Origin of the sequence: Cellulomonas taurus, from assembly GCF_012931845.1 — a bacterium.
In the GTDB taxonomy this organism is placed as follows: Bacteria; Actinomycetota; Actinomycetes; order Actinomycetales; family Cellulomonadaceae; genus Cellulomonas; species Cellulomonas taurus.
On sequence record NZ_CP051884.1, the window covers coordinates 1264129 to 1283557 of the forward strand.

General features: G+C 70.1%; 22 protein-coding genes and 1 other RNA gene. 6 read left to right on the plus strand and 17 right to left on the minus strand.

Annotated elements, in window-relative coordinates; genetic code table 11:
- Window positions 1-15: 15 nt before the first annotated feature.
- The 3 genes from HGK68_RS05670 to HGK68_RS05680 are packed head-to-tail and all read left to right on the plus strand — an operon-like array spanning window position 16 to window position 2638.
- A complete protein-coding gene (locus tag HGK68_RS05670; protein WP_169165079.1) occupies window positions 16-1200 on the plus strand; it encodes a Nif3-like dinuclear metal center hexameric protein in 1185 nt (394 codons plus the stop codon).
- Window positions 1197-1937, plus strand: coding sequence for a zinc ribbon domain-containing protein (locus HGK68_RS05675; RefSeq protein WP_169165080.1), 741 nt, complete (start codon window positions 1197-1199; stop codon window positions 1935-1937). The genes HGK68_RS05670 and HGK68_RS05675 overlap by 4 nt, the downstream gene beginning before the upstream one ends.
- Entirely contained in the window at window positions 1937-2638 is a 702-nt protein-coding gene (locus HGK68_RS05680; protein WP_169165081.1) for a histidine phosphatase family protein, read from the plus strand. The genes HGK68_RS05675 and HGK68_RS05680 overlap by 1 nt, the downstream gene beginning before the upstream one ends.
- Window positions 2639-2650: 12 nt before the next feature.
- Here HGK68_RS05680 and HGK68_RS05685 read toward each other — a convergent pair whose 3' ends face one another.
- Window positions 2651-3400 (minus strand): YaaA family protein, encoded by a 750-nt coding sequence (locus HGK68_RS05685; protein WP_169165082.1) that lies wholly within the window; start codon window positions 3398-3400, stop codon window positions 2651-2653.
- Between the two features lie 55 nt (window positions 3401-3455).
- Between HGK68_RS05685 and rnpB the strand changes: the two genes are divergently transcribed.
- From rnpB to HGK68_RS05700, 3 genes are all read left to right on the plus strand, one after another.
- Window positions 3456-3840: RNase P RNA component class A (gene rnpB / locus HGK68_RS05690), an RNA gene on the plus strand.
- A 134-nt stretch (window positions 3841-3974) separates the two neighbouring features.
- Complete coding sequence (locus HGK68_RS05695; protein ID WP_169165083.1) at window positions 3975-4220, plus strand: hypothetical protein; 246 nt, start codon at window positions 3975-3977, stop codon at window positions 4218-4220.
- A 324-nt stretch (window positions 4221-4544) separates the two neighbouring features.
- Window positions 4545-4892 carry a nuclear transport factor 2 family protein gene (locus HGK68_RS05700; protein ID WP_169165084.1) on the plus strand — a complete coding sequence of 116 codons (348 nt, stop codon included), beginning with the start codon at window positions 4545-4547 and terminating at the stop codon, window positions 4890-4892.
- A gap of 577 nt (window positions 4893-5469) precedes the next feature.
- Here HGK68_RS05700 and HGK68_RS05710 read toward each other — a convergent pair.
- The 16 genes from HGK68_RS05710 to HGK68_RS05780 all read right to left on the minus strand — a co-directional run bounded on the left by HGK68_RS05710 (window position 5470) and on the right by HGK68_RS05780 (window position 19423).
- Window positions 5470-5649 (minus strand): hypothetical protein, encoded by a 180-nt coding sequence (locus tag HGK68_RS05710; protein WP_169165085.1) that lies wholly within the window; start codon window positions 5647-5649, stop codon window positions 5470-5472.
- A 25-nt stretch (window positions 5650-5674) separates the two neighbouring features.
- Window positions 5675-6757 (minus strand): hypothetical protein, encoded by a 1083-nt coding sequence (locus HGK68_RS05715; protein ID WP_169165086.1) that lies wholly within the window; start codon window positions 6755-6757, stop codon window positions 5675-5677.
- Window positions 6758-6939: 182 nt separating this feature from the next.
- The gene (locus HGK68_RS05720; RefSeq protein WP_246260625.1) at window positions 6940-7365 is read right to left on the minus strand and encodes a hypothetical protein; all 426 of its coding nucleotides are present in this window, start codon (window positions 7363-7365) and stop codon (window positions 6940-6942) included.
- 14 nt (window positions 7366-7379) lie between these two features.
- Complete coding sequence (locus HGK68_RS05725; protein WP_169165087.1) at window positions 7380-7757, minus strand: hypothetical protein; 378 nt, start codon at window positions 7755-7757, stop codon at window positions 7380-7382.
- Between the two features lie 5 nt (window positions 7758-7762).
- A complete protein-coding gene (locus tag HGK68_RS05730) occupies window positions 7763-8248 on the minus strand; it encodes a hypothetical protein (protein ID WP_169165088.1) in 486 nt (161 codons plus the stop codon).
- Window positions 8245-8376 carry a hypothetical protein gene (locus HGK68_RS16240; protein ID WP_281358424.1) on the minus strand — a complete coding sequence of 44 codons (132 nt, stop codon included), beginning with the start codon at window positions 8374-8376 and terminating at the stop codon, window positions 8245-8247. Before HGK68_RS16240 ends, HGK68_RS05730 begins: the two co-directional genes overlap by 4 nt.
- A gap of 4 nt (window positions 8377-8380) precedes the next feature.
- Entirely contained in the window at window positions 8381-9463 is a 1083-nt protein-coding gene (locus HGK68_RS15930) for a peptidoglycan recognition protein family protein (protein WP_206155809.1), read from the minus strand.
- Window positions 9464-9505: 42 nt separating this feature from the next.
- Window positions 9506-10375, minus strand: a complete 870-nt coding sequence (locus HGK68_RS05740) for a hypothetical protein (RefSeq protein WP_169165089.1) — start codon at window positions 10373-10375, stop codon at window positions 9506-9508.
- Window positions 10375-13068 carry a peptidoglycan-binding domain-containing protein gene (locus HGK68_RS05745; RefSeq protein ID WP_169165090.1) on the minus strand — a complete coding sequence of 898 codons (2694 nt, stop codon included), beginning with the start codon at window positions 13066-13068 and terminating at the stop codon, window positions 10375-10377. The genes HGK68_RS05740 and HGK68_RS05745 overlap by 1 nt, the downstream gene beginning before the upstream one ends.
- A gap of 65 nt (window positions 13069-13133) precedes the next feature.
- A complete protein-coding gene (locus HGK68_RS05750; protein ID WP_169165091.1) occupies window positions 13134-13493 on the minus strand; it encodes a hypothetical protein in 360 nt (119 codons plus the stop codon).
- Window positions 13493-13915, minus strand: a complete 423-nt coding sequence (locus HGK68_RS05755; protein ID WP_169165092.1) for a hypothetical protein — start codon at window positions 13913-13915, stop codon at window positions 13493-13495. The genes HGK68_RS05750 and HGK68_RS05755 overlap by 1 nt, the downstream gene beginning before the upstream one ends.
- Before the next feature lie 42 nt (window positions 13916-13957).
- Window positions 13958-17503: a tape measure protein gene (locus HGK68_RS05760; RefSeq protein ID WP_169165093.1), complete on the minus strand. Its 3546-nt coding sequence runs from the start codon at window positions 17501-17503 to the stop codon at window positions 13958-13960.
- A complete protein-coding gene (locus tag HGK68_RS05765) occupies window positions 17500-18021 on the minus strand; it encodes a hypothetical protein (protein ID WP_169165094.1) in 522 nt (173 codons plus the stop codon). Before HGK68_RS05765 ends, HGK68_RS05760 begins: the two co-directional genes overlap by 4 nt.
- 50 nt (window positions 18022-18071) lie before the next feature.
- Window positions 18072-18635 carry a hypothetical protein gene (locus HGK68_RS05770; protein WP_169165095.1) on the minus strand — a complete coding sequence of 188 codons (564 nt, stop codon included), beginning with the start codon at window positions 18633-18635 and terminating at the stop codon, window positions 18072-18074.
- Between the two features lie 73 nt (window positions 18636-18708).
- Window positions 18709-19203, minus strand: coding sequence for a phage tail tube protein (locus HGK68_RS05775; protein ID WP_169165096.1), 495 nt, complete (start codon window positions 19201-19203; stop codon window positions 18709-18711).
- A 1-nt stretch (window position 19204) separates the two neighbouring features.
- Window positions 19205-19423 (minus strand): hypothetical protein, encoded by a 219-nt coding sequence (locus HGK68_RS05780; protein WP_169165097.1) that lies wholly within the window; start codon window positions 19421-19423, stop codon window positions 19205-19207.
- Between the last annotated feature and the right edge of the window lie 6 nt (window positions 19424-19429).

The window sequence follows — 19429 nt, forward strand, 5'->3', positions numbered from 1 at the left end:
GGTAGATTCGCCGCCATGAGTGTCACCCTGGCCGAGGTCGTCCGACTGCTCGACCGCCGTTACCCGCCGCGCACCGCCGAGTCGTGGGACCGGGTCGGTCTGGTGGCCGGGGACCCCGACCACCCGGTGCGCAAGGTGCTGTTCGCCGTCGACCCGGTCGCCACCGTCGTGGACGAGGCGCTCGACTGGGGCGCCGACCTGATCGTCACCCACCACCCGCTGCTGCTGCGCGGGGTGCACTCCGTCGCGGCCACCGAGTTCAAGGGCGCCCTGCTGCACCGGCTGATCCGCGGCGACTGTGCGCTGTACACCGCGCACACGAATGCGGACGCGGCGACCGGTGGGGTCGCCGACCAGTTGGCGACGCTGCTCGGACTGGTGGACACCCGGCCGCTGGTGCCCCAGGCTGCGGAGTCGTTGGACAAGCACGTGGTCTTCGTGCCGGTGGAGCGGACCGCCGCGCTGGTGGACGCGCTGGTGGACGCGCTGGCGGCCGCGGGGGCCGGAGCACTGGGGGAGTACAGCCGCTGCGCCTGGACCACCACCGGGGAGGGCACCTTCACGCCCTCCGACGCCGCCCATCCGACCGTCGGCCGGGCGGGGGAGGCGGCCCAGGTGGTCGAGGCCCGGGTGGAGATGGTTGCGCCCCGTCGACTGCGCGGTCAGGTGATCGCCGCGATGCGGGCGGCGCACCCCTACGAGGAGCCGGCCTTCGACGTGCTGGAGCTGGCGACCTGGGACGGCCCGACCGGGATCGGCCGGGTCGGCGAACTCGACCCGCCACTGACCCTGCGGGCGCTCGCCGAACGGGTCGCCGCCGTGCTCCCCGCCACCGCGCAGGGCATCCGCTACGCCGGACCCGACGACGCCACCGTCCGCACCGTGGCCGTGCTGGGTGGTTCCGGAGACTCGCTCTTCGACCAGGTGCGGGCCAGCGGCGCCGACGCCTACGTCACCAGCGACCTGCGCCACCACCCCGCCTCCGAACTCCGTGAACGCGCCGAGTTCGAGGGCGGCGCCCCGTACCTGATCGACACCGCACACTTCGCCTCCGAGTGGCCCTGGCTGCCCGGTGCCGCCCGCGCCCTCGTCGACGACCTCGCAGCCCACGGGACTACCGTGGAGACCCGCGTCAGCACCCGCCGCACCGATCCCTGGACCGGCCGCGTGCCCAGCCCTTCGGAAGGACCCACCCCGTGACGACTGCCACCCCGGCCGACCAGCGACGACTGCTCGACGTGCAGGCGCTGGACACCAAGCTCGACCAGCTGCGCCACCGCCGGAACTCGCTGCCCGAGCTCGCCAGGATCGCCGAGCTGGACGCGCAGATCGAGGACCTGGACGCCGCGATCGCCACCTCGCGCACGGCGGTCGGTGACCTGCGCCGGGAGCTGGCCAAGGCCGAGGCCGACGTGCAGCAGGTCCGCGACCGGGCGGCCCGCAACGAGCAGCGGCTCGCCTCCGGCACCGGCTCCGCGAAGGACCTGCAGGCGCTGCAGAGCGAGATCGAGTCGCTCGCTCGGCGCCAGGGCGACCTGGAGGAGGTCGAGCTGGAGGTGATGGAGCGGCTGGAGTCGCACGAGTCGGCCCTGAACGAGCTGACCAGCGCGCACGCCGCCCTGTTCAACCAGCGCGCCGAGGTCCAGGCCACCCGGGACGCCGCCTGGGCCACCATCGACGCCGAGGCCGACCAGGTCGCTGCCGAGCGCGCCCGCACCGTCGAGCCGCTGCCGGAGAACCTGGTCGCGATCTACGAGCGGCTGCGCGGCAAGCTCGGTGGCTTCGCGGTCGCCTCGCTGCGGCACGGCCGCTCGGAGGGCTCCGGGATGATGGTGCCGCCGATCGAGCTGAACGCGATCAAGGCCACGCCCGAGGACCAGCTGGTCTACTGCGAGGAGTCCGGCCGGATCCTGGTGCGCGGCGAGGACGCGTTCTGATGGCCCGCCCCGGACGCCCCTCGGGCGCCGCCCCGCGTTGGGACGACGCGCAGCCCACCACCGTGGTGCTGGTCCGGCACGGCGAGACCTCCATGACCGTCTCCCGCGGGTACTCCGGTTCCTCGGAGCCGGGTCCCTCGCTCACCGAGCGCGGCCGGGCGCAGGCGGCCGACGCCGCCGGGCTGGTCTGCCGGGTGGGTCACGACCTGTGGGGCGACATCCCGTTCCCGACCGAGCTGATCTGCTCGCCGATGGTCCGCACCCAGGAGACCGCTGGGATCATCGGCGCCAAGCTCGGCCTCGACCCCCGGGTGGACCCCGGGTTCCAGGAAGCCGACTTCGGTGCCTGGCAGGGGCTGACCGCCGAGCAGATCGAGGAGCGGTGGCCCGGTCAGCTCGAACCGTGGCACACCCGCGCCGACATCCGACCCGAGCACGGCGAGTCCATCGCCGATGTCGGCGTTCGGGTCGGCGCCGCACTGGACGGACTGCTCGACGCCGGCACCGACCGCACCGTGGTCGTGGTCTCGCACGCGGTCGCGATCCGGGCGGCGCTCGGCGTGACCATGGGCGCGCAGCCCGGGTCGTGGAGCCAGCTGCGGGTCGCCCCCGCCTCGGTCAGCATCATCCGGCTGTTCCACGACCGTCGGCACGAGATCGCCGTCGTCGGTGTGCCCAGCGAGGGCTGGCGTCAGGGCTGACCCTCGGCGCGCTCAGACCACCAGGGACAGCGTGCGCCCGCGAGCGTCCAGCTCCACGTCGATCAGCTCGCTGCCCACCAGCTCCCACGCCGCCTTCGCCAACGACTCCGGATCGGTCGGGGCGGCACCAGCACGGGTCAACAGGTGCCGGGTCAGCACACCCCGGGTGTGCTTCGCGTGGTGCGAGACCACCGACCGCTTGCCGTCCAGCTCGCGCAGTACCCGCACCTGCACCCACGGCACGTCCTTCTTCGGCTTCCACGCCGCCAAGTACGCCGCCGACCGACAGTCCACGACCAACTCGTCCCGCCCGTCCAGCACCGCGCCCACCACCGGTCGCCAGGCCGCCGCCAACGGGCCGACCCCCGGCAGGTCCACCCCCATCGACAGCCGGTACGCCGGAATCCGATCGGTCGGCGACACCAGCCCCCACAACCCCGACACCGTCCGCACCTGATCCAGCACGGCCGGATCCTCGATCGTGTCCAGCCCCGCCGCCGCGTACAGCACCCCGGTGTACACCCGCCGCGCCTGCGCCGTCGGAGCCTCGCGCAGCAGGGTGTTCCGGGCCACCTCCTCGCCCAGCGTCGCCCCCACGCCCAGCAGCTCCACCGCGTTCCGCCGGCCGCTGGCCGTGATCAGCGCCGACAGGGTGCGCCGGCGCCGCGCGGTCAGCGCGGGGGAGGACAGTGCCGCGAGATCGAGCGCCGGGCCGTCGGTCGGGGCGGTCTTGCCCTCGGAGGGCGGGAGCAGGATCAGCACCGGAAGATCGTAGTCGGCGCCGCGAGGGTGTGAAGGCGGGTACCCTGATCGCGGATGAGCTGGCCAGGCGGTCGCGTCGGATCTTCGGATCCGCCGAGGAACGTCCGGGCTCCTTAGGGCAGGGTGGTGGGTAACGCCCACCCGGGGTGACCCGCGGGACAGTGCCACAGAGAACAGACCGCCGACCACGACCCTCGGGCCGAGGTCGGTAAGGGTGAAACGGTGGTGTAAGAGACCACCAGCGTGCCGGGTGACCGGTGCGGCTAGGTAAACCCCACCCGGAGCAAGACCAGACAGGGAGCGTTCGAGGGCTGCCCGCCCGAGCTCCCGGGTAGGTCGCTGGAGGCGTGCGGCAACGTACGTCGTAGATGGATGACCGCCACTCGCACTCGGGAGACCGGGTGCGGGGACAGAACCCGGCGTATCGGCCAGCTCATCCACCTTTCTTGGCCTCTGACCTGCGAGGATGTCTCGGTGATCGGCGCTTCGGGGGCCTTTTGGGGGCTCACGCCTTACCAGCGTTGACCAGCACTTACGCCAATCGGCCTGAACGCGCAGCCCCCAGGGAGCCCCCATGGATCAGCCCGAGTACGCGCGCCGGACGCCCGAGCAACTCGCCGCAGCGGCGGCCGCGATGGACCGCGCGCGGGCGGCCGGTCTACCGGCCGACGTGCTCTCGATCCTTCTGACCGCACGGCGCGCCTGGTGGGGGCAAGCAGCGTGGCCGGCGCGAGCCGATCTGATCTACGTCCTCACCCAGCCCGCCGCGCGCGGCGTCGACGAACTGCTCTGGCGCGAGATTCGGAGGCGACTCGGCTGAGCTGGCATGACGACAGGGCTTCCGTCCCCCGGGGTAAGGGCATAGGTCGGCGCGGGGGTGTTTCGAAGACGGTCGGTTCGCTGGCGCACAGCTATCGGTCTACCGTGAGGCACTTCACCACCAAGGTCTCGGAGACCCGCTGTGCAGCATCGCCCGGCGGGATCGTCGCCTCGTGGACACCTCACCAACACAAGCGCAGCGCGGTCGCTCGCGAGCTCGCCGACGTCGCCGTCCGCTTCAGTCGCAGGCACCATCGAGGCTGCGTCGTCCGAGACCCCAGCTTTTCGGCCACGCCCGACCGTGGTCGTCCGCCATAGTGGCGGTGTGGACACCACGCGCGATCTCGTTCAGCGACACCTCGACTCCTTCAACGCGGGAGACGCGGACGGTCTTCTGGCTGACTTCGCACCCGACGCCATCTGGGTCACCGGGGACTACGCGGTGCCTGCTGGTGAGCTTCGCTCGTTCTTCGAGGGGGCGATGCGCTCGATCAGGCCGCGTCTGAGCTTGGTCAGGACAATCGCCGATGGGGAGGCAGTCGCTGTTGAGATGACCGAGACGTGGACCCACGACGATGTGACCAAGCGTGCGTCCCTGATCGCCGTGTTCGACCTGGCGGCCGGTCGGATCAAGAAGGCGAAGATCTATCGGGAAGGCTCGGCGGACGCCTAGGGCCACGGCCTCCCGACGATCGCTCGCGTGTGGGGGAGGCTTTGCTGGTGGCGTGCTCTAGCCACCCGCTACGACAAGCTCGCCATCACCTACCGCGCCGCAGTCGTCATGGCCGCCTGCATCACGTGGTCACGGGTTTAGGAGACACGCCCTAGCTCTTCGACCGTACGCCGGCTCGCCGTCGCGCGCGCCCTGACCAGAACGCGTCAGCACGACCAGCGCAGATCGTCCGGCAGCCCCGCCGGCGTCGTTGCGCGCCCCCACTGCGAGACGTCCGTGCACCCGACGGCGACGATCGCGCCGCACGAGCACGTCCACGCAGTGTGGGAGTGGCCGGGCGTACACCCGCAGAACATCGACCCTTCACGCGCGCGGTACTTCCCGAGCGCCGGCCAGCCCCAGCCGCACGCCGGGCAAGTCGGCGGAGGTATGCGGACGAATCCGCTCGGGGTCCGGATCCAGCCGGGGGGTCGATCACCGGGCGAGTGTGGGCGCCGGGTGTGACACGGTGAAAGCTGCCCAGCAACGACGAACGCCCTACCCGAAGACCGGGAAGGGCGTTCGTGCACTACAGGAGCTACCTGCCTGCCAGCATCGAGTGGCGGCCGTCAGCTTCGTCGAGGACTCGCTGTCGCTCTTCGAGCCGACGCTCTTGTTCCTCGAGTGATCTGAGCACCTCGATGCTCGGATGCATGCTCTTGTGCTTGGCGATGTAGTCGCGAGCAGCTGCGATCGCGCGCTCTTCGCTCGTTGCCATGCTCATCTCCCCCTTCCGCGGACACTCACACCGTAGAACTTGGGATAAGGCTCCGCAGCCCTTCGGCCGCCGTCGCCAGGACGAGTCTGACCTCCCGAGAGTCCAGGCACCGGGAGTCCGGTGCTGGCCGGTCTGCCGGGATGTCGACTGACAAGCATCCAATCATCTTTCCCTGTGAATCGGTGATCGGCACGGCGATAATCTGCTGGTACTTCCGGATCAGGTCGAGGTACTCGTCTCGCTCGAAGCCCCACCGATCGCGGTCGGGCACCTGACGCCAGGCGGCCTCGTTCATCTCCGACTTGTTCTCATGCTTGCGCTGCAGCTCGCCCCAGTCCTGGAAGCGTGCCTCGCCCTTCTCCCAACATCGGCCGATCAGACCCTTGCCTTTAGTCCAGGCACGGTCGCTCATCTGAGGGTGCGAACTGAGTCGTTCGTGAGCCTCACGAAAGAGGCACGGGGCTTCGCCGCCTCGGGGGGTGTAGATGCTCCAGACGTTGGCGCCCGCGACGTCGACGTCGACCTTGGTCAACTTCGCGACCTCGACGAGCACGCTGACCAGGGTCTTGTGGAGCTCAAGCTCCTTCTTCTCTCGCCGACGCCGCGTCTTGATGCGGGCAAGTCCCCAGATCGACTCGACCGCCGTGCCGGCGACCAGGAGGAGAGCAGTCCAGAGGGCAATGGTTGGCCAGGGCGACGGATCCTTCTCCGATCCTGGGTACGCCCTAGCCACCACCTGAGCCACGCCAGCGATGACTGTCACGCATACCATCACGATGCGCAGCTCCGTCACATGCTGCTCGACACGCGCAAGTCGTTGCGCGATGACGCTGCCTTTCACCCTGTCACCCCTGCTAGTGATGCCCGCCAGGGCGGCAGGCTGCCCGGACAGTACCGCACCAACTCCTTCGATCACGAGCAGACTCAAGGGGTCAAGCCGTGCGGCGCACCCAGTTGAGGTCGTAGCCGTCAGGCACTGCACCCGAACTGCGGCCATCGCTTCTTCGTAGGTGTCGCCCGACTCGGTGAGCTCCCGGGTATGCGGGTCGTGCCCGGTCGCGTCGTGGTTCGGCGGCTTGAGCGAGATTGACGCGTGCAGGGTGGTCACCGCGGGATCGTGGGCCGTGCCGCGCGGGCACGAAGACCGTGCTCCTCCCTCCCGGGAGAGAGCGGCGCACGGTCGTTTGGGCGCTCAGGCTGCCTGCTGATCTGTCTCCCACGCAGGGTCGCAGCATTCGGCCGCGGCCAGCCGGGACGGCCACTCGCGCCCGCACGACGAGCACGCGTGCATCAGTTCGCCCGGTGCTTCGCGCCGACAGCCTGGACGGCGGCGCTGACACCCGTGGGCTTCCACAGCCCGTAGTGGGTGGCGACCGACACCACGAACGCCGGCAGCGCCGTCATCAGCGCGACCCCGAGGTCGAACACGCTGCCCTGATCGATCGCGCGTGCCAGCTCCACGAGCAGCGACGTGACCAAGGTCAGCGCGGCCAGCAGCCACGCCTTGGATGACCCGGACACGACCCGGGTCGTGACCAGGCCCACGAGGACCGGCAGGACCACGGCGATCAGGAACTGCACGACGGCGGCCGGGTCGAGGGTGAACGCCGCCACCTCGGCGCCCGGCTCGGCCGCGGTCGCCGGGAGCACGGGCAGCAGCAGCACGGTGAGGAACAGGGCGACGGTCAGCGCCGCCCGGCGGAACAGTCGGGACATGGTGGAACCTCCGGTCAGTGGTCGGTTGTTTCGTGGCGCTTGGCCCGTTCGACGGCGATCCGTGCCATCTCCTTGGCGACTTCGTCTCGCACGACCCCGGTCAGGGTCGTGACCGTGGTGATGAGCCCCGCCTGCGAGGTTGAGCACCGCTCCTGGTCGGCGCGCCGGGCGGCCTCCGAGCGGTCGACCGCGACGGACAGGCGCGAGTTCTCTGCTTCGAGTCGGGTGTTGAGTGCTTCGAGCCGGTCGAACTCGTTGTCGCGTGCGGTGAGCCGGTTCGCGGCTGCCTGAGAGTCCTCCTGGCGGGCTTCGCCGCGGCGCTTGTAGACCATGCCGAGCACGGTGCCGATCAGCCCCAGGACGGCGACGATGATGGTCGTCGGGTCGATCACAGCCGTTACCCCCTGGTGGACCCGGAACGCTCCTCCTTGCGGATCAGCGGCTCGAACGGATTGCGGAGCGGGTCCTGCAGCATCGTGAGGTCCTTCAACGTGATCGCGGCCCACACGATGACCCCGGACCAGCCCGCAGACTGCCCGGTCCAGATCGACGCGATGAACCCCCCGACCCAGCAGAACGACACGATCACCGACCCCAGCAGGCCGTTGCGTGCGACCTCCGGGCGTCCGGTGAGGACCGCGGCCACCGCGAGAGCCGCGACGACGCCGAATGCCACGCCCCAGATCCTGAGCATCGGGTCACCCGGGATCGCCCAGTGCAGGAAGTTCCTCACGCCGGAGAACGAACCCGACGTGAAGTCCTGCGGCCGGACCAGGCACGCAAGCCCGAGGAGCCCGTGCCGGGCCGCGCAGATCGCCATGTACACCCGCGCCCGGGGTGTCATGCGTTCGCCAATCGGCGGCGGGGACGGGAGCAGGCTCACATCGCCTCCACGATCGTCGCGAGGACCCGCAGCGGGATCATCAGGGCGTACATCACCAGGTAGATGACCCCGGCGGCGCCGGCGACACCGAACGCGACCGCGGCGGTGACTGCGAGGAAGGTGCGCACCGGGTCACCAGGTCTTGTAGTTGTTCGCGCGGGCGGTCGCGTACGCGGCCTCGGTCTTCGGGCCCCAGACACCGTCCGAGTCGGTGCCCCACGCCTTCTGCAGTGCGGCGATGGTGGCAGTGAGCGCGGCGACAGACTTCGGTCCCCAGACGCCGTCAGGAGTGGTGCCGATGACCTGCTGGGCTGTGGCGTCGCGCTGCCCGTTGATCGCCGCGCGCACGATGTTCACCCGCCAGTCGGTGTCGTCACCCCAGTATCCGTCCTGATCTGCCCGGACCGCGGCCTGGGTCGCGCGGGTGACGCTGGCGCTGCGGGGGCTCGGGCCAGCTGTCGCGTGGCGTCCCGCGTTGATCGCCTCCCACGTCACCGGGCCGACGATCCCGTCACCGGTGAACCCGAGCGCACGTTGGTACGTCACAACAGCGGCATGAGTCGCGGGGCCGAAGACGCCGTCAGCGCTCACCCCGAGGAACGTCTGCACGCGCGTGACCAGCGTGCCGCGCGACCCCTGCCGGATGGTCGCGGTGGGCACCGGCGCGGGGATCGGGTTGGTGGCCTGGGCCGTGGCGCCCGCCAGTGCTGACACCCTGGCGAGGAACGACGTCCAGGGGAAGTTCGGGCCCGGGTCCCAGTGCGTCGACCGCTTGAAAGCCTTCGACACGTCGTCGTGTGCCACGAAGCCCCTGTGCCCGGCCTTGAGTTCCGCGACGGACAGGTGCTTGACCGGGATCCCGTACTTGCGGACCCACTCAGCGCACTGCTGGGCCGTGAGTTCCAGCATGGCCGTGGAGAACTCGTCACTCCACTCGGCTGCTGTCTGTCGCGCGTACCCAGCGAGTTCGATCTGAAGACCGTTCGCGTTCGCGCCGGGTGCCGCCCATGCGGTGTCCTCGTCGGCGACGCAGCGCACCAGGGAGTCGTCGTCCGCGCAGATGTGGGCAGACGCGCGAGTGGAGGCCTTTGCGAAGTACGCGGCGATGTTCTCCGCCGTTCGCGACGTCTCGGCCGCCTCCATGGTGTGGATGACGATGACCTCGACTGCGGATGCGCGACCCGCGTACTTGTTCGGGCTGGCGATGGTAGCCATGGGCTCCTCCTGGTAGACGAGCCCAGCGTCAGGGTGGGGGTGTCACACACCCCGCTGTCGCTGGCGCAGTGACCAGGACCCGGTGTGGCCGCCGTTCTGTCGTTGGCGCAGCGGCCAGGAGTCGGTACCGGTGAGGGTCTGGCGCTGCCGGAGCCGCCAGGCCCCGTTCACGGTGACAATCCGGTAGCGGGGTGGGGTGTACGTGAACGAGGCGGTCGCCTCGCGCACCCGCACGCTCTCGTTCGTTCCCAGCAACGGCAGGGGCGGGTGCTCCCACATCGCCCGGGTGGAAACCACGACCCGGGGGTCACCGGTGTACGGGACGCTCAGCACGACACCGGGGCCAGGCTCAGGTCCGGGGCGCTCGGGTCTGGTGCCGGTGTCGGACGGCCACTCGTTCAGGTCAGCGGGGGTGATCCAGTCGCTGAGCGGGATCTCGTCGAGGCTCGGCCATACCGGGGCCCACGTCGAGGGCGGCACCGCTGCTCGCACGTCCGTCGCTGGCGTGCCGGCCACTGTCGCCCCGTCGACCACGACGTTCACGACGTCGTCCGCCCACGTGCCCTGGTCCGTCTCCCACTCCACGCGGGCACCGTCGGGCACCAGCGGATCGACCGGAGTCAGATCCCGGTCCCGCGTGTCCCACGCGTACAAGCCCCACGCCTGCCGGGCGGTCCACTCGGGACGATCGGTCGTGCCCTCACTGGTGTACCCGATGCCCGATTCCGCGAGCCCGTACAGCACCGTCCACGCACCAGGTTCCACCGGCGGAGCGGGTACCGGCCACACCCACCACGGCGGCGGAGTCTCGTGCTGGCCGACGTTCGAGGCGACCATGATCGCCTGAGCGACCGGCCCGAGCTGACGGGTACGGATCTCGTCAGGCGGCTGGATCCAGTCCGAGGTCCCCATCAGTCGGCGCCCGGCCAGAACCGGCCTTCGATGTAGCAGGAACCGGACGCGATCTCGGCGACCCACAACCATGGGGGCTGCTCGGTCCCGTACTCCCAGGACGCGTCGTCCAGCATCCGCCCGGTCACGGGGGCCGCGTCCTCGTCTTCGTCGGGGTTCGCGTACTCCTGCGGGTAGTACCCGGCGGGCTGGTTCGCCCACCCCCACGACATGATCAGCCCTGCCTCGTCGAGCTCGTCGGCGTACTCCGACCACGGGTTGGTCTCCGCGGTCAGGGGGTTCCCGATCAGGCTCAGGAGCCGGGCTGCGGTGATCGGCCGGCTGAATACCGCCACCGAGAATGGGCGCGCGGCCCCGGACGTGGTCAGCTCCGTGCGGACGATCGACCCGTAGGACCCGAACGGCACTCGGATCACGGTCCATAGGTTCGAGAACAGGGCATGCCGGGGCACGTACCCGGCCGGCGACTCAGCGTCGAACGTCGCCCGCGCCTCGGTCACGGAGCCCTTCGAGAGGCGCTTGACTGCGGCCTTCGCCGGGTCGGTCGCGTTGCGCTCACGGTCCCGGATGGCGTCGAGGGTCGGGTAGTCGCGGGCGTTCGTGTCGACCGTGACCGTCACCGAGTCCTCGGAGTAGTCCACCGCTGCGGCGTGCACGATCAGGTCCTGCCCTCGGAACCCTCGGATGCGCCCGTTGAGCCCCTCCTGGATCTCGTACCGGGACAGCTCCTGCGGGTCGATGTCCGCGAAGGTCACGGTGCCGGTCCACCCTGGGTGGATGTCGCGGGCGAGCATCTGCGCACCGGCCTGCAGGCCCTCGTTCTTCGCGACGTTCTGCCCGAAGTCGATCTTCTCCTCCACACGCAGGATGTTCGGGTTGTACTCCGGGTTCGGGCCGAGGTCGTCCCCGTCCGGGCCGTAGAGGCGGGGCATCACGGCCGGGGCGTAGGCGATCGGCATGTAGAAGCACTCGAGAGTGCCGGTGTTCGATCCGGTCCCGAAGCTCGCCGCCCACGTCTGCGGGCCGACGATCCCGTCCCGCTGGATCCCTGCATCGGTCTGCACCGCGATCGCTCGGCGCCGGTCGGCCTGGGTGAACCGCCCGGTGATCGGCATCCCGACCTTGCGCTGCCAGTCCGACACGCCCGTGCGGGTGTCGGTCATCGCGTCGCTCGTGCCTACCCGGATCGTCTTCGACGGGTTCGTGTTCGGGTACGGGGGCGTGTTGTCGGGCCGCCAGTTCGGGTACCGGGCGTTGCGCCACCGGCCGCCGTCGATCGCGATGCCCTCCCCGAACAGGACGTTCGGTGCCTGCGTCCAGTCCTGCGACAGGTCGATCTGCACGCCGCGCTGCCCGTTGTGGACCGTCCACTGCACCGTGGTCGTGTCCTTCAATGCGAGGATCGGTGCCCGCTCGTCGCAGTGCACCGTCCACTGCCGCCCGTCGGTGAGGGCGGTCGCGAGGAGCTGCTGGACGTACCCGGTGACCTTCGGCTCCCACCCCCCAGACACCGACGTCATGCACCCGGTGATGACCGGTGCGAGTTCCTGGTGCCGGCGAGAGACCGTCGCGTTCAAGGTCTCCGCGATGACCTCCCCGATGTCCCGGGGCGCGGTCAGGAACGACGGCTGGCGCAGCTGCAGGTCATCTGACATCACGGCACCGGTGGCGGTGACGTTGAAGACCCCGTCGTCCTCGGAGTGCCCGAACGACACCAGAACCCCCGCGAACCGGGACCGGATCCCGCCACCAGACTCGGCGACGCGGACCATGAGGATGTCGACGGACGCTCCCGCGACGCACCAGGCGGGCAGCTGGTGGAACGCGGTGATCTGAGGGAACGTCAAGGTGGCTTCTGATGACCCGAACGGCTCCGTGCGTGACCACGACGGGAACCCGGCCGGGGCACCCAGGTAGTAGGTAACGTCGACGCCCTCGACCACGATCTGGTACCGGGCGTAGTCGTGGGCGATGATCTCGGTCGGTGCCCAGTCCACCGGCCAGCCGTTCGCCATCAGGGCTGGGGTGGGCATGACCTCGGAGCGTCGACGGATCATCACGTCGGGTGCCCCCGCGGGCGGGTCCTGAGGCTCGGGGATCGGCGGGGGAGTGACCGCACCACCCGGTGTCGCGGCGGGCGGGTCCGGGATCGGGGCGTCCCCGACGGTGAGCGCTCCGGCGCCGGCGACCGCCCAGTCCCCGGCCCCGCTGAGCCCGCCTGCAAGGTACTCGGTGACCAGGTCGGACATGTCCGAGATCAGGGTCGAGGGGATCTCGTCCTGCACGATGAGTCGGGCGATCGTCCAGTGGTGTGTGGGCCCGCCGTAGGTCGCCACCTCCCAGTTCGTGCCCAGGGCGGTGATGCCGGCGGTGGAGATCTGCGTGCCGTCGATGTAGACAGCGCCGTCGGAGGTCGCGGTGATCAGGTGCCGCCCGGCGAGCGGCCCGGTGTCCGCGGAGCCGATGAGCCACCCACCTTCGGGTGTGCACATCAGCCCGGAGGTCGAGTAGATGCCCGGAGCGGTGCCGGAGGGCGCGCCGGTGAGCGAGGCGACGAGGTGCAGCGTCCACTCGGTCATCGGTCCGCCGCTGGCGGTGAGGGCAGCCGACGCGCCCTCGGAACTGGACGCCAGCCGCAAGACGATGTGGCCGCTCTCGGCGACGACGTCGACAGTGCCGCCCCATGTCGCCACGGACCAGGTGTCGTCGCCTGACCAAGGCCCCGTGGGGAGCCCCGCGGGGTCGAGGTCGAAGATGTTCACGCGGACACCCGGAAAGTCAGGGCCCCAGGGTCGAATGTCAGGGGATCGCCCTCGTCCGGGGTGACCACGGATGACAGGGTCGCTGCCACGAGCAGAGCGCCGTCGGCGGCGTCGAACAGCCCCACACCAGCGATCGCCCATCCCTCGCCCGCCACACCACAGTCGAGCGGGGTGGTGTTCGCGACACCGTCCGAGACCGGACCAAACGCCTCGTGTGACACGGGCAGTCCGCTCATCGCGATCAACTGCCCCGAGGCGTCCAACCACCCGGTCCACAGTTGAGCCGGTACCAGAGGGGAGCGGTTCGGGCCGAGCAGCGCCTGCACAGCACGAGAACGCCAGGACGGGCCGATCATCACATCACCACCGGGATCGTGAGGGTGTACTCCTGCATGGACCGCATCGCGCGGTGCTTGTCGATCACGTCCCCCGACATCGGGGTGACGTCGGCGGGCTCGCACACGAACGTCTGGCGGTGGCCCTCGATCTCGACGGTCACCCCGTAGGAGAACGCGGAGACCGCGGCGATCAACTCGTTCACCCGGTTCTGCGCCGCGATCCAGCTCGCCCCGCGGCACCGGACCTGCACCGTCAACTGCTGGGTGTCGAGGACCGCGCCCACGAGCGCGCGCCCGTGCTGGTACTTGCCCTCGACCGTCGTGCGCCGCCATGTGCGCGCACCCGTGCCGACAGCGATCAGCTCGAACGGGGCGTCCTCGATCACCAGCGCGGAGCCACCCAGCCGGGCGATCGTGACCCGTGCGTCCAGGTCAGCCATCACACCTCCCGGTTGTCGGGTCGAATCATCACCGGGGAGGTGTCAGCGTCGGCCAGCCATCGCTCGGCGGGCCTTCTGACGGTTGGCCCACGGGCGAAGGTCGTCCATCGAGCGGAGCACGATGTTCCCGGTGAAGGTCTGCGGGTCGTGGCGCTCGTGCGTGACAGCGACCGGCACCGTGATGACGTTCGGCGCCGCCGGGGTCGACGAGGCGCCGACGACGCCGCCGTTGCGGTAGCCGCCCCGGTACGCCGCCATCGCCTCCCGCACCGCCGAGACGCCACCGGAGCGGGCGAGGGCGTTCATCTGGTGCACCCACCCGGGGCCGACCGCGCGCGTCCACTCCGGGCGCATCACGGCCTCGCCGCCGGAGATCCCGATGAACCCGATGTCTCGTCCCGGGGTGTAGCCGGGGTAGATCCCTCCTTCAGCCATGCCGATGTTGTTGCCGGAGCCGGTCCAGATCGAGCCGTCGGGACGGATGGTCCGCGGCTGCTGGAAGTTCGCAGCGTCGTTCAGGCCGTCGAGGAACGACAGCCCCAGGAGTCGGCCGGCGTCGTAGATGGCCTGCGGATTCTCACCGAGCTTGTCGGCAATGGCCTGGACCGTGTCAGCGGTCCCTTCCTCTGCGGCGATGCGCATGCCGAGACCGAGCTTGGTGCCGATGCTCGCGCCGCCGTTCTCGATCGCCGCCTGCGCGACGCGCGACTGCTGTTCGATCTGACCGCCGATGTCGTTCAGCTGGCTCTGCGTGTCGTTCGTCAGCCCGATCAGAGACTGGTCGGCGAGCAGTGCGTCGATGCTCTCCTTGGAGCCTTCGGGACCGAGATTGATGAGCTCCTGGAGCGTCTGTGCGTTCAGGCCCTGGTCCGCGAGGGACTGGATGTTCGCGGCGAAGGTCTGCGCCGTCGAGAGCATCTCCTCCATCTGCTTGCGGTAGTTCGCCACCGGGTCGCGGCGTGACTCCACGTCCGTCAGAGCGGCGGCCGCGTCGCTGGCCTCCTTGCGGGCGTCCGTGACTGCTTCCTCCGCTCGGACGATGTCGTTGGTCGACGCCTTCTTGCGCCCACGGGTTTCGGCGAGGGACGCCTCGGCGTCGCGCACCCGGCGCGCGGACTGGGTGACCTTGTCCTGCGCCGCAGCTAGCTCGTCGTCGGTGGACGTGTTGAGGTCGGCTTTGCCGATCGTGGTCGCTGAGTCGTACGCAGATCGGGCTGCGTCTGCGGCGGAGTCGAGGGCCTTCTGCTGCTCCTCGGTCGCCTCGGCGATGGCACCAGAGAGCCGCGTGTACGCCTGCTCGAGCACGAGCTGGCTGCTCGCGGTCTCGGTCGACTGGTCGCCAACTCCGGCGACGGCGTCGCCGTAGAGCTGAATCTGTGTCTGGCCCTTCTCCAGTGCGCCAGCGAGGCCCTCGACGTCCTTCCTGACGATGTCGACGCCGTCGTTGTTCTCGAGACCGAACCACTTCTCGGAGCGATCGTCCAAGATGTCGTTCACGCGCTGTTGTGCGTCCGCCTCGCCGAGGATGGCGCGCGTGAGGTCGTTCACGTCGCCGCCCATGTTCGCGTAGATCTCGGCGGTCGAACGCTTGTTGCCGTCGGCCTCAGTGAGTTGCCGAGCAACGAACGCGGCCGTGCTTTCCGTCATCGACCCGGTCTGCTGGTCGAGCGTCTCCTTCAGCTCCTTGGCCCGCGCGTTGGCCTCCGACTGCGCAGACGCGAACGCGGCCACGGCTGCGACCACGCCGGTGATCGCGATGCCGACTGGCCCACCGAAAGCGCCGAGTACCGAGGACCCCAGCGACTTCGCGGTGCTCGCCGCAGAAGCCAGCGATGCCTTCACGGCCACACCAGCGGACCGCACTCCGTTCAGCGCGGTGACGTCCAGACGCCGCAAGGAGGTGCCCATCCCGGACACCGAGGTGCGCGCCGCCAGTAGCGCCGTCTGCGTGCGGGTGGCTGATCCTCCCGCCGCGTCGAGCTGGGCCCGTGCCGCGACCCACGATGCGCGGAAGGGCGTCAGTGCACGGGTGCTGGCGGTCGTGGCCGCGACCAGGCTGGTCCCGAACTGTCGGGCCGATACCCCTGCCGTCGTGAGGGAACCCCGCAGTGCGTCGAAGGCGACCTGCTTGTTCGTGACGAGCCCACCGACGCGCTCGAGGTCCGCGCGCGATGCGGCCAGCGCGGACCGGAACGGCACGAGCCCCCCGGACGCTGCCGTCGCCATCGCACCCCGGAGTTGGCCCACTGCGCCGACCGTGGCCCCGGCCGCGGCGCGGAAGGTACGCAGGCCGGTAGCGGTCGCCGACGCGAGCTCTGTGCCGATGGTCCCGAACAGTCCGCGATCGCCTGCCGCGGCAGAGAGCCGCACCAGATCCTCCCGAGACTGCCTGATCGCCTGCCGGAACGGGACGAGCTGCCCGAACGTGACCTCACGCAGCTGATTGCCCATCAACCGGTTGGCGATGAGAAACGCCGTGGCCGCGAGGGCGGCGTTGCGCAGAGGCTCGGGCAGCTCACCGAAACCCTCGGCCACGTCTTCGACGAACCCCAGCGCTGCGGTCCCGGTGCGCAGCAGGGAGATCAGGGACGGCAGGAGGTTCTCGGTCACGGCGCCGGCCGCGTTGCGGAACGCGGACTTCGCGGAGTCGAGGGTGGCGCTCCACCCGCCAGAGCCCTTGATCCGCTCCATCAGGCCGCCCATCGAGGCCGTGGCGCCATTGATGCCGTTGGTGCCGTTCTCGATCCCGTCGATCAGCCCGGTGATGGCCTGCTCGGCGGACACGTTGCCGGCCGTGACCTCCTTCTGGAAGTCCGCGGTCGTCATGTTCGCCTGGTTCGCGAGGATCTTGAGCGCGTTCACGTTGTTCTCGGCGAGCTGCAGGATCTCGTCGCCCTGCAGACGACCCTTCGACTGGATCTGTCCGATGACGAGTGCGAGCTGCTGCACCCCGGCTGTGCCCTTGCCTGCAGCGGTCGCTGCGTCACCCAGGCCGCGCATCACCGGGATGATGTCGTCGGCGGCGATGCCGAACGAGAGGAGCCGTTGCGCGGAGTCTTGCAGGTCGGGTAGTGCATACGGGGTCTGCCTGGCGAAGGCGAGCATGTCGGATAGGAACTCGCGCGCCTTGTCCGCCGACCCGAGGAGGACCTCGAGGGAGATCTCTGCCTTCTGCGTGAAGTCGTTGAACCCGATACCGACCGACGCGATCTGCTTCGCGATGTACCCGAGCCCGGCGACCCCGGCGACCTTCGTCAGAGACCCGGACAGCGACCCGAACGCCGCGGAGACCTGCGAGCTCATCGTCTGGGCTTCGCGCCCGGTCGAACGCATCCCCGCTGACGCCTGCTGCGACGCGCGAGTGATCTTCTCCGACGACTGCTGCGACGCCGTCGCGGCCTGCTGAGCTGCGGAGCTGATCCTCTGGGACGAGTCCTGCGCCATCCGACCGGCAGCGGCCAGGGACTGGTTCGCGCGGCCCGTCCACTGCTGGATCGCAGTCGCGCTGTTCTGCAGCGCCTGGCGCAGAGAGGTGTCGTCGCCGCGCAGGGCGATCCCGACTGTCCTGGTGCCCGGGGTCAGGCTCATGCGGTCCTCCTCGGGACGACCATCAGGTGGATGTGGTCCCGCACCTCAGGGGGCAGTGCCTCCCTGCGTGCGGCGAGGGCCTGGCAGTGGACGCACGGGACGGCCTCGACGCGCGCGGCCGTCGGGTCCTCCATCGCTCCGGAGGGCACGCCGCATCCGGGGCAGTGGTCGCGGGACTTGATGACGGACGCGACCGCGAGGTCCTGTGCGTCCTCGGACCAGGTCAGGAACTCGTCGTGGGAGACCCCGTGGACCTGGCAGGTCCGCAGCTCCTCGGCGAGCCGCCAGTCGGCTGCGAGACGGTCGATTGCCCAGTCCAGGTCGCGGGGCTTCGACTGGTCGAGGCAGTCCCGCAACAGCGCGTCCGACAGGGCCGGAGGGGTGTCATCCCACGCGTCCTGGGCGTCGTCGTCGTCGAGTCCGCAGCACACCGCGATCAGCGCGACCGCGAAATCGTCGTCGTCCTGGTCGTAGCTGTTGAGCAGGTGCCTCCACTGTGCGCGGGTGGCGCCGGTCACCGAGACGGACCGGGTGCGCTCCCCGGTCACGACCCGGTGAGTGCCCACGGTCAGATCGCCCCGGCGGTCTGCTGCGCCTGCAGGGCGCCGAGCCAGAGCAGACCGATCTCGCCCTGCGAGTAGTCCCCGTCGTCGAACAGGTGCTCGACCTCGTCGCGGGTCATCTTCGGGGACACGCACGCGGCGGCGATGAGGTCGCGGGCCATGCCGTCCTCGTCCCACGGGGCCGTGCCCTCGTTGCCCTCGGCGGCCCACACCGCGTGCGACTCCTCGGTCGGGGGGTTCGCCGCGACCAGGGCCTTCCATGCCTTGCGGCCCAACGGCCGGAACATGAACTGTCGGGTGACGTCCTTGAGCGCGAGGTCCGCAGCGGCCACGGCCTCGGTGAGACGGGCGATCTGCGCGGTGTCCTCGTCGACCACGGCCTGACCCGCAGCGGTGCGGGCGTCCTCGTCGTCGCCGGCGAGCTCGCGGGCCTGCCGGATGCGAGAGCTCGCGGTGCTCAGCAACTGCTCCGCGGTCTGTTCGAGTTCCGTCCGCGCCTTGAGGTACTCCTCCTCGACGTCGGGGTCGAGGACGATCGGGACGCGGACGGGGCGGAACTTCTTGTCCATCGGGTGCTCCTTGGGTATGCGGCTGCTCGGCCCTGGCAGGGGGATGCGGGGCCGAGCAGCACGAGGGGTGGGGTCAGGCGAGGACCTTCACGGGCCGCAGCGGCGTGGAGGGCGTGAGGTTGATCGCGGTGGTCGCGGCGTTCGCCCCGAGGTCCCAGTTCGGGACCTGGGAGGCGATCTCGGCCGCGATCGTGAAGACCTTGTCGCCGACGGCACCGGTCTGCTTCGTCCGGGACAGGACCAGCACGCCCGTGGTGTCGGCGAGCATCGTGTCGAGGGCGTCCTGCCGCTCGACCGCGTCCGCGTCGGTCCCGGTGCCGTCGTCCTCGGCGATCGTGACGATGACGTCCTGGAAGGTCTCCGGGCCACCGATCTGCGCCTCGGTCTTGTACTTCATCAGCGGGACGTTGATCTTGTTCGTCTGCGGCTCGAGGCCCTGGATCTGGGAGAACGCGGCGGCCAGCGGGATCCCGGCTGCCATCTCGGCGTCGGTCGGAGCGCCGCCGGGGTCGGCGACGGTCGGCAGCCACCAGGCGGCACCACGGCCGCGGAGCATGTACAAGGACATGTCAGCCCTCCTCGTTGGTGGCGCGCCGGGACGACTTCGCCTTGGCGTCGGTGGTCTCGGTCTCGGCCGGGGCGTCACCCGGGCGGGACCGCTCGACCTCGACCTCCTCGGGCGGGACGATCTCCCAGCCCTTCTTCGACCAGACCTTGTCGAACGCGTCCTGCGTGGTAACCGCAGGCTCCGTGTCCGGCAGGCCCGAGTGCTTCATCAGCAGCGTCATGGGTGC